Raw genomic sequence first — 13,621 nt, 5'->3', positions numbered from 1 at the left:
GGGGACTTGAGAACCGGGCCGTCCCCTACGGTACATCCCGGATTTGCCTCGCCCCGTGCAGCGGCCTATGTGGAGCCAACGTCTCTCTTTTGGTCGGATTCCAATGAGCGCTGTTGAACGGCTTGAAACCGGGCCCGCAGAGGCCCCGTCGATCGAAGCCGAACTGATCGAGCAACCGGCCAAGGGCCGGGCCAAGCTGCGGCCGCTGATGGCGCTCGCGCCCTACGTCGCCCGCTATCGCGGCCGCGCGGCGCTTGCCTTCGTTGCGCTGACGATTGCGGCGCTGACCACACTGCTGGTGCCGGTCGCGGTGCGCCGGATGATCGATTTCGGGCTGACGCCCGAAGGCATCGCGATGATCAACAATTACTTCTCGGTGATGATCGCGGTCGTTGCCGTGCTCGCGCTCGCGAGCGCATCGCGCTACTACCTCGTGATGACGATCGGCGAGCGCATCGTCGCCGATCTCCGGCGCGACGTGTTTGCGCATCTGCTCTCGCTGTCGCCCTCCTTCTTCGACTCCGCGCGCAGCGGCGAACTGGTGTCGCGGCTCACGGCCGACACGACGCAGATCAAATCCGCCGTCGGCGCCTCCGTGTCGATCGCGCTGCGCAATCTGATGATGTTCTTCGGCGCGGCAGCGATGATGGTGATCACCAGCCCGCGTCTCTCAGGCTTCGTGCTGCTGGCGATCCCGCTGATCGTGCTGCCGCTGGTCGCGTTCGGGCGCTGGGTGCGGCGGCTGTCGCGCAATGCGCAGGACACGCTGGCGGATGCGTCCGCCTATGCCGGCGAGCTGGTCGGCGCGATCCGAACCGTGCAGGCCTATACCAGCGAAGGGCTTGCGGCGAACCGCTTTGGCGGTGAGGTCGAACAGGCCTATGAGGCCGCGCGCACGTCGACACAGGCCCGCGCGGTTCTCACCGCCATCGTCATCTTCATCGTGTTCGCAAGCGTGGTCGGCATCCTCTGGATCGGCTCGCATGACGTGCTGACCGGCACGATCACGCCGGGCCGGCTCGGCCAGTTCGTGCTCTATGCGGCCTTCGCGGCCGCAGGCCTCGGCCAGCTCAGCGAGGTCTGGGGCGAGGTGTCGGCGGCATCAGGCGCCGCCGAACGCCTGTTCGAGATTTTGCATGTGAAGCCGGAAATCGCAGCGCCCGCGGCGCCGCGCGTGCTGCCCGTGCCGGGGCGCGGCGAGGTCGGCTTCGATCGGGTCAGCTTTGCCTATCCCGCGCGGCCCGATGTCAACGTGCTCGACGCCGTGTCGTTCGCGGTGCGTCCTGGCGAGAAGGTCGCGATCGTCGGCCCGTCCGGCGCCGGCAAGAGCACGATCTTCCATTTGCTGCTGCGCTTCTACGATCCACGCGGCGGTTCGATCTCGCTCGATGGCGTGCCGGTGAGGTCCGCCGATCCGCGCGACTTCCGCTCGCGCATCGCTTTGGTGCCGCAGGAATCCAACGTGTTTGCCGCGAGCGCCCGTGAAAACATCCGCTTCGGCCGGCCCGATGCTGATGATGCCGAGGTCGAGCGTGCAGCCGATCTCGCGCATGCCAGCGAGTTCATCCGCCGCCTGCCCGAAGGCTTTGACACGCCACTCGGCGAGCGCGGCGTGACGCTGTCTGGCGGCCAGCGCCAGCGCATCGCCATCGCACGCGCCATCCTGCGCGATGCGCCGCTGCTGCTGCTCGATGAAGCGACCTCCGCACTCGATGCCGAAAGCGAGACGCTGGTGCAGACCGCGCTCGAAGAGCTGATGAAGCACCGCACCACGCTCGTCATCGCGCATCGCCTCGCCACCGTCTTGTCCTGCGACCGCATCCTGGTGATGGACCAGGGCAGGATCGTCGAGCAGGGCACCCATGCCGAGCTCGTCGCGGCGAACGGGCTTTATGCGAGGCTGGCGAGGTTACAGTTCGAGGGGGCGTGAGGCGTCGCTGATCTCACGGACACTTGGGCGAGCCCATCGGCACGTTCGGCCACGGCCAGTTCTTCCAGCTTCCGCCCTCGCCAATGCAAGGTGACCCGCTGTTGGCTGGCGCCGGGCTGTCTGTCGTGGCAGGTATGCTCGTCGGCGCAGGCAAGCCGGTCTCACTTGTCGTCTTGGGCGGCGAGGCAAAGCGCTGGTCGACATAAACAGTCGACACATAGCCGGCGACGATGACGCCGAGAAACACCGAAGACCCCTTGGCCAGATCGCTGAGCCGCATCGATCCTCTCCATTGGCTTGCCTTGGTATCACGCTAGCAAACCGCGCCGCGCTTTTGCGTCACTGATGTCACGGCCGCCACGCCATCTTCAGCACCGGCCGTCCAGATGTCGGGTTCAAATCCTCGCCGGCATGGGCAAAGCCGTTGCGCTCATAGAAGCGAATGGCGCGGGCATTATCCTTGTTGACCAGCAGCGTGAGGCCTGATGGCGACAGCCGCTTGGCCTCATGCACCAGCAGCCTCGCCGCGTCCGAGCCCCAATGATCGGGGTCAACCACAAGCTGGTCGAGATAGCCGTCGCCGTCGATGGTGACGAAACCCGTCAGCGCGCCGTCCTGTTCCGAGACCACGATCTGGGCCTTCGGCACCAGATCCTTGCGCCAGCGTTCGCGCCACCAGTCGAGCCGCGCGGCAAAATCGATCTGCGGATAAGCCTGCTGCCAGGTCCGATGCCAGAGGTCGATCGCGGCCGCCTCGTCGGCGTCTGCATAGGGGCGGAGGCGGAGCGCGCTCACTACCGCTCCGTCAGCTTCAGCTCGATGCGGCGGTTGCGCTTGTAGGCCTCTTCGGTGTTGGCGGTGTCGAGCGGCTGGAATTCGGCAAAGCCCGCGGCGACCAGCCGCTGGGCCGGCACGCCGAGCGAGATCAGGTATTGCACCACCGAGATCGCGCGCGCCGATGACAGGTCCCAGTTCGACTTGAAGTTCGGGCCGTTCACCGGCCGCACGTCGGTGTGACCGTCGACCCGCAGCACCCAGGCGATCTCGGCCGGGATCTTCTTGTCGAGCTCGATCAGCGCGGCGGCGACCGTGTCGAGTTCGGCGCGACCCTCGGGCAGCAGCGTTGCCTGTCCGGTGTCGAAGAACACTTCGGACTGGAACACGAAGCGATCGCCGACCACGCGGATATCAGGACGGTTGCCGAGAATGGCACGCAGCCGCCCGAAGAACTCCGAACGATAGCGCGACAATTCCTGCACGCGCTGCGCCAGCGCCACGTTCAGGCGCGAGCCGAGATCGGCGATGCGGTTCTGCGATTCCTTGTCGCGCTTCTCGGACGCATCGAGCGCCTCTTCGAGGGCCGCCAATTGCCGGCGCAGCGCGCTGATCTGCTGGTTCAGCACCTCGATCTGCGCCAGCGCCCGCGCCGAGACCGCCTTCTCGGAGTCGAGCGCCTTGCCGAGTTCGGCGGTCTTGCCTTGCGCGTCGTTGCCGGCGTTGGCGAGGCCTTCATAGAGGCCCTTCATCCGGTCGCGCTCGCTCTCGGCCGAGGCGAGGCCGGCCTTCAACTGCGAGACCTGGTCGTCGAGCGAGAGCTTGCCGAGTTTCTCTAGCGACAGCAGCTCGGTGAGCTGGGCGATCTTGGCGTTGAGCTGCTCCAGCGCCTTGTCCTTGCCGGTCACCTCCTGCGACAGGAAGAACTGCACGACCAGGAACACCGACAGCAGGAACACGATCGACAGCACCAGCGTCGACAGCGCGTCGACGAATCCGGGCCAGTAGTTGAAGGCGCCTTCGCTGCGGCGGCCGCGGGCTAGAGCCATGCTCGCCTCTCAAATCTGATTGCTTAACTCTTCTCGGGCTGGCGCGCGATGCGCTCCAGCAGGCGGCGGATCTCGCGGTTCTGCTCGCCCTGGCCGTCGGCCCATTCGCGGATCATCTGCTGCTCGGTGCGCATGTGCGAGACCAGCGCCTGGATCGCTTCGGCAAGGCTCGCCATCGCTGCCGTGGTGCCGCGGCTGGCGCTGCCTTCCTCGAGCACGGAGCGCAGCCGTTCCACAGCCGCTTGAAGCTCGCCGCTGGCAACGCCGCCCCCGCCAGTGCTCGCGACCGCGGAGACTTCGCCGCTGCCATACTCACGCACGGTGGTGGCGAGCCAGTCTTCGAGGTCGGTGTAGAAGCGGTTCTGCGCCTGGCTCGATTGCAGATCGAGGAAGCCGAGGATCAGCGAGCCGGCGAGGCCGAACAGCGAGCTGGAAAACGAGATGCCCATGCCGCCGAGCGGGGCGGCCAGCCCCTCCTTCAGCGTGTCGAACAGCGCGCCGGCATCGCCGCCGACCTTGAGCCCGTCGATGACCTTACCGACCGAGCCGACCGTTTCGATCAGGCCCCAGAAAGTACCGAGCAGGCCGAGGAAGACGAGGAGGCCGGTCATGTAGCGGGAGATGTCGCGGGCTTCATCCAGGCGCGTCGCGATCGAATCGAGCAGATGCCGCATCGTGGTCTGGGTGATCGACATCCGCCCGGTGCGCTCGCCACCCAGGATCATCGCCATCGGCGCCAGCAGCTTTGGGTGCCGGGCCGGCGCGAGGCCGGGATCGGCGATGCGGAAATTGTTGACCCAGGACACCTCAGGATAGAGCCGGATCACCTGGCGGAAGGCCAGCACGATGCCGATGAACAGCACCGCCCCGATCAGGGCGTTCAGCCCGGGATTGGCGAAGAAGGCCAGGATGATCTGCTTGTAGAGCACCACGCCCACCAGCGTGCAGAGCACCAGGAAAACCAGCATCCGCACCAGGAAGACGCTGGGAGAGGACAGTTTTGTGTACTCGATGTCGATGGCGGAGCGGGGCGAGGCGCCTGACGGCATGGCCGGGATCATCCATTACGAAGCTTGCTTGCCTCCGCACTATGGCACAGGCCGGGTGCAAAAAAAGCGCCGGATGTGCGGATTTCGGGAAGGAGCGCGGAACCCAAAGCTGAAACCGGGCTTTGATATCCACGTATTTTGCAAAACTTCGGCATTCCACAGGCTTAGGTCGGATTTTTTGCATGGCGATGTTTCTTTGGGGATTGGCGGCCATCGCGCTCTCGCTCGCGGTCCTGATGGCATTCGCCTGGGTTGTGCAGCAGCGCAGCGGCAATTCCGGCTGGGTCGACACGATCTGGACCTTTGCGATCGGCCTGGTCGGCGCCGGCAGCGCGCTGTGGCCGCTCGCAGGCGAAGGGTCCAACATCAGGCAATGGCTGGTCGCCGGCCTCGTCGCGGTCTGGTCGGTCCGGCTCGGCACCCATATCGCGATTCGCACCGCCGGGATCACCGATGACCCCCGCTACGCCGCCTTTGCCGCGGAGTGGGGCCTCAATGCCCCCAGGCGGATGTTCATCTTCCTGCAAAACCAGGCGCTGGGCTCGGTGCCTCTGGTGTTTTCGATCTTTGTCGCCGCGCATGTCCCCGCGCCGGCCTTGCGCATTCAGGACGTCCTGGGAGCGGCGATCCTGCTGATCGGAATCGCCGGCGAGGCGCTGGCGGATGCGCAGCTGCGCCGCTTCCGGCACGACCCCGGCAACCATGGCAAGGTTTGCGACGTCGGACTGTGGCGCTGGTCGCGTCACCCCAACTACTTCTTCGAATGGTTCGGCTGGCTCGCCTATCCCGTGATCGGGCTTGCGGCGAGCTACCCCTGGGGCTGGGCCAGCCTGCTCGCGCCGATCTTCATGTATTGGATCCTGGTCCACGTCACCGGCATCCCGCCCCTGGAAGCGCAGATGCTGCGATCGCGCGGCGAGCGCTACCGCGCCTATCAATCCCGAACCAGCATGTTCTTTCCGTTGCCACCGCGAGAGGGAATGGCCGCATGAGCGTCGTGTCCACGATCATCGGGACTGCCGAACGCGTGCCGCTGCCGGACCTCGTGGTCCGCGCCGCCATCCAGCGCCTCTGCTCGCGCACCGCAACGCGCCTCGCCGCGGACACCGCCGCCGACGATGCCGCCTTCGCAGGAAAGATGATGCTGCGGCCGATCGCCGAGCATGCGGATGCCGCCAACACCCAGCACTACGAGGTGCCGCAAGGCTTCTTCGCCCAGGTGCTGGGTCCGAACCGGAAATATTCCTCCTGCTTCTACAAGACGGACGCGACCACGCTGCAGGAGGCCGAGGAGGAAGCGCTGCGTCAGACCGTCGAGCATGCGGGCCTTGCCGACGGCCAGACCATCCTCGAGCTCGGCTGCGGCTGGGGCGCGCTGTCGCTATGGATCGCGCGGCAGTTTCCGCATGCCACGGTGACCGCGGTGTCGAACTCGCAATCGCAGCGCGCCTATATCGAGGGCATCGCGCAAAGCCGCGGCCTGCTCAATCTGCGCGTCGTCACATCAGACATGAACGTGTTCGCACCCGAAGGCCAGTTCGACCGCATCGTCTCGGTCGAGATGTTCGAGCACATGATGAACTGGCGCAAGCTGATGACGCGCGTGCGGTCATGGCTCGCGCCGGACGGGCGCTTCTTCATGCACATCTTCACCCATCGCGCCGGCTCCTACGTGTTCGACCGCGCCAATCGCGAGGACTGGATCGCGCAGCATTTCTTCACCGGCGGCGTGATGCCGAGCCATCAGCTCGTCAGGCAATATGCCGATATCTTCCAGGTCGAGAAGGAATGGCGCTGGAGCGGCACGCATTATCAGCGCACCGCGATGGACTGGCTCGCCAATTTCGACGCGCATCGCGACGCGATCGAAGCCGCCTTGCGCAACGTCTATGGCGATGAGACTCACCTATGGATGCGCCGCTGGCGCTGGTTCTTCCTCGCCACCGCGGGCCTGTTCGGCTACGCCGACGGAACGGAGTGGGGCGTCAGCCACTACCGGATGAAGGCGACGGATTGATTGCGATGTTCTGTCGCAGAGCGCCGCGACGGAACCTGACTCACAATCCGGTGAGTCCCGAAAATCAGCCTGAACTCAGCGCGATAGCTCATGTGACATTGAGCCGCCTGCTGCATGCATTGCGTCGCAGCACGTCCATTCTATTTTGATCGCATCAGTCGCGCAGCATTGTCCAGGACGGGCGTTGCGCGTGCTCGATCAGTTTCAACAATCTTGGGGCACTTAACTTCATGTCAGGACTTCGAGCGCGATCGGCATGCGTTGCAATGATGCTCGCGGCCCTTGCGCCGCTGCTTGCTGCTTGCGACGAATCTTCCTCCGCCGTCTCCGCCGCCCAACCTGTCGAACCCGACGTCAGCATCGTCACGGTCAAGCCGCAACCGCGCGCCGTGGTGCGCGAGCTGCCGGGCCGGATCTCGCCGACGCGCGTCGCTGAAGTGCGCCCGCGCGTCTCAGGCATCGTGGTCGAGCGGCTGTTTCGCCAGGGCAGTGAGGTGAAGGCGGGCGATCCGCTCTATCGCATCGATCCGCGTCCGTTCGAGGTCGAGGTGATGGCCAATGAGGCCGGGCTTGCCAAGGCCGAGGCCGCGTTGATGCAGGCGCAGCAGCAGGCGCGACGTATCGCGACGCTGACCAGCCAGCGCGCCGCGCCCGAAGCCGAGAACGAAAAGACCATCGCCGCCGAGCGTCAGGCCAAGGCCGAAGTCGAGGGCCGCAAGGCCGATCTCGCGCGCGCCAAGCTCAATCTCGATTATGCGACCGTGCTCGCGCCGATCGACGGCGTGGTCGGCGCTGCCCTTGTCAGCGAGGGCGCGCTGGTCGTGCAAAACGAGACCAATCTCGCCACCGTGCAGCAGCTCGATCCTGTCTATGCCGACTTCACCCAGTCGGTGACCGAGCTCAATCAGCTCCGTCGCGCCTTCGAAAGCGGCGATCTCGATCGCATCGAGTCCGATGCCGTCAAGGTGCGCCTCGTGCTCGACGACAACAGCCTCTACGGTCTCGACGGCAAGCTGCTGTTCTCCGAGGCCAAGGTCGACGCCCATACCGGCCAGGTGACCTTGCGCGGCGAGTTTCGCAATCCCAAGCGCGAGCTGCTGCCGGGCATGTATGTGCGCGTTCGTCTCGACCAGGGTCTCGACAGCGATGCGATCGCGGTGCCGCAGCAGGCGGTCCAGCGCAATGGTGGCGGCGGCAGCGAGGTGTTCGTCGTCAAGGACGACAACCGCATCGCGGTGCAGCCTGTTCGCACCGGCTCGGTGCAGGACGGCATCTGGTTCGTCACCGATGGCCTGAAGGCCGGCGACAAGGTTGTGGTCGAAGGCTTCCAGAAATTTGCAGCCGGCGACAAGGTCAAGCCGCAATCCTGGTCCGAGGCCGAGGCGAGCGCGGACAACAGACACGCCCTCAAGGTCACGCGGTAGCTGATCATGCCGAGCTTCTTCATCGACAGGCCGATCTTCGCCTGGGTCGTCGCGCTGTTCATCTGTCTGATCGGCGCGATCTCGATCCCGCTGCTGCCGATCGCGCAATATCCGATCATCGCGCCGCCCTCGATCTCGATCTCGACGAGCTATCCGGGCGCCTCGCCGGAGAACCTCTACAACAGCGTCACCCGCCTGATCGAGGAGGAGCTCAACGGCGCTTCCGGCATCCTCAATTTCGAATCGACCAGCGACTCGCTCGGCCAGGTCGAGATCACAGCCAACTTCCAGCCGGGCACCGACACCAGCGCGGCCTCGGTCGAGGTACAGAACCGCATCAAGCGGGTCGAGGCGCGCCTGCCGCGCGCGGTGATCCAGCAGGGCATCTTGATCGAGGAAGCCTCCAGCGCGGTGCTGCAGATCATCACGCTGAACTCGACCGACGGCAGCCTCGATGAAGTCGGCCTCGGCGACTTCATGATCCGCAACGTGCTCGGCGAGATCCGCCGCATCGCCGGCGTCGGCCGCGCCACGCTCTATTCGACCGAGCGCAGCCTTCGCGTCTGGGTCGATCCGGCCAAGCTCGTCGGCTATGGGCTCACGGCTGACGACGTCAACAAGGCGATATCAGCGCAGAACGCGCAGGTCGCCTCAGGCAGCATCGGAGCCGAGCCGTCGACCGCGACACAGCGCACCTCAGCGCTGGTTCTGGTCAAAGGCCAGCTGTCCTCGCCGGACGAGTTCGGTGCCATCATCCTGCGCGCCAATGCCGACGGCTCGACCGTGCGGCTGCGCGATGTCGCGCGCATCGAGGTCGGCGGCCTCAGCTATCAGTTCAACACCCGCCTCGACGGCAAGCCGACCGCGGGTCTCTCCGTTCTGATGTCGCCGACCGGCAACGCGCTGGCGACGGCGAGCGCCGTGGAAGCGAAGATGAAGGAGCTGTCGCGCTTCTTCCCGGCCAATATCTCTTACGAAATCCCCTACAATATCACGCCCGTGGTCGAGGCCTCGATCAAGAAGGTGCTGACGACGCTGCTGGAGGCCGTGGTGCTGGTCTTCGTGGTGATGTTCCTGTTTCTCCAGAACATCCGCTACACCATCATCCCGACCATCGTTGTCCCGGTGGCGCTGCTGGGCGCCTGCACCATTCTGCTGCTCGCCGGCTATTCCATCAACATGCTCAGCATGTTCGGTATGGTGCTCGCGGTCGGTATCCTCGTCGACGACGCCATCGTCGTGGTCGAGAACGTCGAGCGCATCATGGCCGAGGAAGGCCTGTCGCCGAAGGAGGCGACGCGGAAAGCCATGTCGCAGATCACCAGTGCCATCATCGGCATCACGCTGGTGTTGATGGCGGTGTTCGTACCGATGGCGTTCTTCCCGGGTTCGGTCGGCATCATCTACCGCCAGTTCTCCGTGACGATGGTCGCGGCGATCGGCTTCTCCGCCTTCCTGGCGCTGTCGCTGACGCCTGCGCTGTGCGCGACCCTGCTCAAGCCCGTCGCGGCCGGTCACGGCCACGCGAAGAGGGGTGTGTTCGGCTGGTTCAACCGCATGCTCGAAGGTGGCAAGGAAGGTTATTCCCGCACGGTCGGCTTCTCGCTGAAGCGCACCGGCCGCCTGATGCTGGTCTATGCCGCGCTGCTGGCAGGTCTGTCCTGGGCCTTCGTCAGCCTGCCCGGCGGCTTCCTGCCGGTCGACGACCAGGGCTTTGTCACCACCGACGTGCAGACGCCGTCGGACTCGTCCTACGGCCGCACCGAGGCCGTGATCGAGAAGGTTGAAAAATATCTGGCGCAGCGGCCGGGCGTCGACAACGTCACCTTCCTCACCGGCTTCAGCTTCTCCGGCCAGGGCATGAACACCGCGCAGGCGTTCATCACGTTGAAGGACTGGTCGGAGCGCGGGCCGAAGGAGTCGGCCGCCGCCATCGTCAACGACATCAATCGCGACCTGTCATCCTCGATCCGCGACGCAAAAATCTCGGCGTTGCAGCCGCCGCCGATCGACAATCTCGGCAACTCCTCCGGCTTCTCGTTCCGCCTGCAGGATCGCGGCCAGAAGGGCTATCCGGCGCTGATGCGCGCCGCCGATCAGCTGATCGCGGAGGCCAATTCGAGCCCGGTGCTGCAGAAGGTCTATATTGAAGGCCTGCCTGAAGCCGGCGTCGTCAATCTCGTGATCGACCGCGAGAAGGCCGGCGCCTTCGGCGTCACCTTCGAGGATATCAACAACACCATCTCGACCAATCTCGGCTCGAACTACATCAACGACTTCCCGAACCGCGGCCGCATGCAGCGCGTCGTGGTGCAGGCCGACAGCCGCGACCGCATGAAGACCGAGGACATTCTCAACTACAACGTCAAGAACAGTCGCGGCCAGCTTGTGCCGTTCTCCTCCTTCGCGACGGTCGAATGGTCGCGCGGCCCGACCCAGATCGCCGGCTTCAATTATTATCCGGCCGTGCGCATCTCGGGCGAAGCAAAGCCCGGCTTCACCTCGGGCGATGCCATCGCCGAGATGGAGAAGCTTGCCGGCAAGCTGCCGCGCGGGTTCGGCTATGAGTGGACCGGCCAGTCGCTGCAGGAAAAGCTGTCGGGCTCGCAGGCGCCGTTCCTGCTCGCGCTCTCGGTCTTCGTGGTGTTCCTGTGTCTCGCCGCGCTCTATGAGAGCTGGACCATTCCGCTCGCGGTGCTGCTCACCGTGCCGCTCGGTATCGTCGGTGCGGTGGTAGCGGCCATGCTGCGCGGCCTGCCCAACGACGTCTATTTCACCGTCGGCCTGATCACCATCATCGGCCTCGCCGCCAAGGACGCGATCCTCATCATCGAGTTCGCCAAGGATTTGCGCAAAGAAGGCAAGCCACTGGTCGAAGCGACGATCGAGGCCTGCCGCCTGCGCTTCCGTCCCATTTTGATGACCGGTCTTGCCTTCATCTGCGGCGTGCTGCCGATGGCGATTGCCCACGGCGCTGGCGGCGCCAGCCAGCAGGCGCTCGGCAGCGTCGTGATGGGCGGCATGATCGCCGTGGTGATCCTGGCGCTGCTGATGGTGCCGGTGTTCTTCGTCTCGGTGCAGCGCGTGCTGGCGGGGGACAGGGAGAAGGTGGGGGCGAAGGAAGGCGAGGCCTATGGGCCGCCGGCGCCAGTAAGGCCATAGGGCACACTGTCATTCCGGGGCGCGCGTAGCGCGAGCTACGGTGCGCAATTGCGCACCTGAGAATCCATCGTGCCACCATTCACACGGAACAATGGATTCCGGGCTCGCGCCAAGAGGCGCGCCCCGGAATGACGAGCGGAGCTTGCCTTCCCGGGTTCGTCGATCCAGAGTGCATCCCTGGATTGAACGAACGTGCAGTCGCACTGCGCTGCGAATGCACACCTGCCGATGGTGAGCACCTGATGCGTCCGACCGATATTGCGATCTCGAACTATCGCTCGATTCGGCGGCTCTCCCTACCCATCCACCCCCTGTCCGTGTTCGTGGGCGAGAACGGCGTCGGCAAATCCAATCTGTACAAATCCCTGTCGCTGTTGCGCGACGCGGCGACCGGGCGGATCACGCGCACGATCGCCGAGGAGGGCGGACTGAATTCAATCTGCTGGTCAGGCATCCGCAAACGTGGCGAGGATGGACGCCTGCGATTGTCGGCGAGATTCGATCGCCTGAAATATTCTATTGAGATCGGATTTCCTGCCCCCGCTGAGGCGGCGTTTTCCGGCGAGCCGATGATCAAGGGAGAAAGCATCGAGGCGACGCAGGGCAAGCGAACGGTTCTACTGATGGAGAGGAAGAATTCGCTCGTCAGCATCCGCGACGACAGCGGCGCATGGAGCAGCCACAAGGATGCCGTGCTGCCGTCCGAGCCGGCGCTTGCGGGCTTTTTCGACGGCAAGGAATGCCCTGAAATCGATGTGATCAGAAACGCAATGCTGGGCTGGCGTTTCTATCACGACTTTCGCACCGATCCGGCGTCGCCGATACGAAAGCCTTGCCTCGCGGTCACGACGCCCTCGCTCAGTGCGGATGGCAGCGATTTGGCGGCCGCCCTGGCGACACTCTATACCATCAGGGGAGACGCCACCGACCTGCAGGACGCGATCCAGGACGCATTCCCGGGCGCTGAGCTCCGCGCGTGGGAACAAAACGGCCTGTGTGAGTTCGATCTGCAACTCGAAGACATGCCGCGTCCGTTTGGGGCTCATGAACTGTCCGACGGGACGCTGAAATACATCTGCCTGCTGGCGGTGTTCATGGGCTACCGGCTTCCGCCGTTCATTGCGCTGAACGAGCCCGAGACCAGCCTGCACCCGTCGCTGCTGGCGCCATTGGCCCGGCTGATCGTCAAGGCATCGGCCCGCGCCGACATCTGGATCGTGACCCACTCGGAGCAGCTGATGGAAGCCTTGCGAAGCGAGAGCTCGGTCCCGCTTCGCCGGGTGATCAAGTCAAAAGGCGCCACGATGATCGAGGGCCTGACCCTCGGCGGCGAATATCGTGACGAGGAGGCCGACGACGACGATTCTTAGTCGCTGCGGGTCGAACCGCCGGGTGACTACGCCGGCCGCTTCAAAATCTTCACCAGCTCCCCGTGCACGTACTCATTGCCGCACACGACGTCGCCCGTGACCAGCGCATCGCCCGATGTGTTGATGTCGGTCACCGTGCCGCCCGCTTCGCGCACCATCAGCATGCCGGCGGCGATGTCCCAGGATTGCAGGTTGCGCTCCCAGTAGCCGTCGAGGCGGCCGGCGGCGACGAAGGCGAGGTCGAGGGAGGCGGCGCCGAAGCGGCGCAGGCCCGCGACGCGGTCCTGGATCGCGGTCATCTCACGGCGGAATTCCTCGTGGTCGCCGCGGCCGATATGGGGCAGGCCGCAGGCCACCACGCATTCGTTGAGCTGGCGACGGCCGGCGACGCGCAGGCGCTGGTCGTTGAGGAAGGCGCCCTTGCCGCGCTCGGCGATGTACAGCTCGTCATTGGCGGGGTTGTAGATCACGCCGGCGATGATCGTACCCTCGCGCACGAGGCCGATCGAGATCGCGAATTGCGGGATGCCGTGCAGGAAGTTGGTGGTGCCATCAAGGGGATCGACGACCCAGGTGTGGCTCCCGTCGGTGCCCTCGCGCGTACCGCCCTCTTCGCCGATGAAGCCGTAGCCGGGCCGGGCCTTGGCGAGGTCCTGGTAGAGGATCTCTTCGGCGCGCTTGTCGGCGAGCGAGACGAAATTGGCCGGCCCCTTCAGCGAGACCTGGAGATGCTCGATCTCGCCGAGATCGCGCTTGAGGCTGCGGCCGGCGCGGCGCGCGGCTTTGACCATGACGTTGATAGTGGCGGAATACAGCATGAGCTCTGGTCTTGATCGGGGGGAGGGG

The 13,621-nt window shown here is 65.2% G+C and carries 11 protein-coding genes; 6 read left to right on the top strand and 5 right to left on the bottom strand.

What is annotated here, in order from left to right:
• The first annotated feature begins 103 nt into the window (after nt 1-103).
• Nucleotides 104-1,930, top strand: a complete 1,827-nt coding sequence (locus tag XI06_RS41010) for an ABC transporter ATP-binding protein/permease (RefSeq protein ID WP_237863048.1) — start codon at nt 104-106, stop codon at nt 1,928-1,930.
• 13 nt (nt 1,931-1,943) lie between these two features.
• On the opposite strand, the gene XI06_RS41005 is transcribed toward XI06_RS41010, so the two are convergent.
• The 4 genes from XI06_RS41005 to XI06_RS40990 all read right to left on the bottom strand — a co-directional run bounded on the left by XI06_RS41005 (nt 1,944) and on the right by XI06_RS40990 (nt 4,802).
• On the bottom strand, nt 1,944-2,210 hold the full coding sequence (locus XI06_RS41005; RefSeq protein ID WP_271607883.1) for a hypothetical protein: 267 nt from the start codon (nt 2,208-2,210) through the stop codon (nt 1,944-1,946).
• A gap of 68 nt (nt 2,211-2,278) precedes the next feature.
• A complete protein-coding gene (locus XI06_RS41000; protein ID WP_271607882.1) occupies nt 2,279-2,725 on the bottom strand; it encodes a GNAT family N-acetyltransferase in 447 nt (148 codons plus the stop codon).
• Nucleotides 2,725-3,753: a peptidoglycan -binding protein gene (locus XI06_RS40995; protein WP_237863045.1), complete on the bottom strand. Its 1,029-nt coding sequence runs from the start codon at nt 3,751-3,753 to the stop codon at nt 2,725-2,727. Before XI06_RS40995 ends, XI06_RS41000 begins: the two co-directional genes overlap by 1 nt.
• A 23-nt stretch (nt 3,754-3,776) precedes the next feature.
• Entirely contained in the window at nt 3,777-4,802 is a 1,026-nt protein-coding gene (locus tag XI06_RS40990) for a flagellar motor protein MotA (protein ID WP_237863044.1), read from the bottom strand.
• Between the two features lie 182 nt (nt 4,803-4,984).
• On the opposite strand from XI06_RS40990, the gene XI06_RS40985 reads away from it, so the two are divergent.
• The 5 genes from XI06_RS40985 to XI06_RS40965 all read left to right on the top strand — a co-directional run bounded on the left by XI06_RS40985 (nt 4,985) and on the right by XI06_RS40965 (nt 12,775).
• Nucleotides 4,985-5,794: a DUF1295 domain-containing protein gene (locus tag XI06_RS40985; RefSeq protein WP_271607881.1), complete on the top strand. Its 810-nt coding sequence runs from the start codon at nt 4,985-4,987 to the stop codon at nt 5,792-5,794.
• Nucleotides 5,791-6,819, top strand: a complete 1,029-nt coding sequence (locus XI06_RS40980; RefSeq protein ID WP_271607880.1) for an SAM-dependent methyltransferase — start codon at nt 5,791-5,793, stop codon at nt 6,817-6,819. Before XI06_RS40985 ends, XI06_RS40980 begins: the two co-directional genes overlap by 4 nt.
• 230 nt (nt 6,820-7,049) lie before the next feature.
• Complete coding sequence (locus tag XI06_RS40975) at nt 7,050-8,243, top strand: efflux RND transporter periplasmic adaptor subunit (RefSeq protein WP_271607879.1); 1,194 nt, start codon at nt 7,050-7,052, stop codon at nt 8,241-8,243.
• 6 nt (nt 8,244-8,249) lie between these two features.
• Entirely contained in the window at nt 8,250-11,405 is a 3,156-nt protein-coding gene (locus XI06_RS40970; RefSeq protein WP_271607878.1) for a multidrug efflux RND transporter permease subunit, read from the top strand.
• Nucleotides 11,406-11,647: 242 nt separating this feature from the next.
• Nucleotides 11,648-12,775, top strand: a complete 1,128-nt coding sequence (locus XI06_RS40965) for an AAA family ATPase (RefSeq protein WP_237871617.1) — start codon at nt 11,648-11,650, stop codon at nt 12,773-12,775.
• A 26-nt stretch (nt 12,776-12,801) separates the two neighbouring features.
• On the opposite strand, the gene XI06_RS40960 is transcribed toward XI06_RS40965, so the two are convergent.
• Entirely contained in the window at nt 12,802-13,593 is a 792-nt protein-coding gene (locus XI06_RS40960; protein WP_237863038.1) for an inositol monophosphatase family protein, read from the bottom strand.
• Nucleotides 13,594-13,621 lie beyond the last annotated feature (28 nt).

It is taken from the genome of Bradyrhizobium sp. CCBAU 11434, from assembly GCF_028128895.1.
GTDB classification, from domain to species: Bacteria; Pseudomonadota; Alphaproteobacteria; order Rhizobiales; family Xanthobacteraceae; genus Bradyrhizobium; species Bradyrhizobium zhengyangense.
Note: the sequence above shows the minus strand (reverse complement) of the source record. Positions and strands in the feature narration are given on the sequence as shown.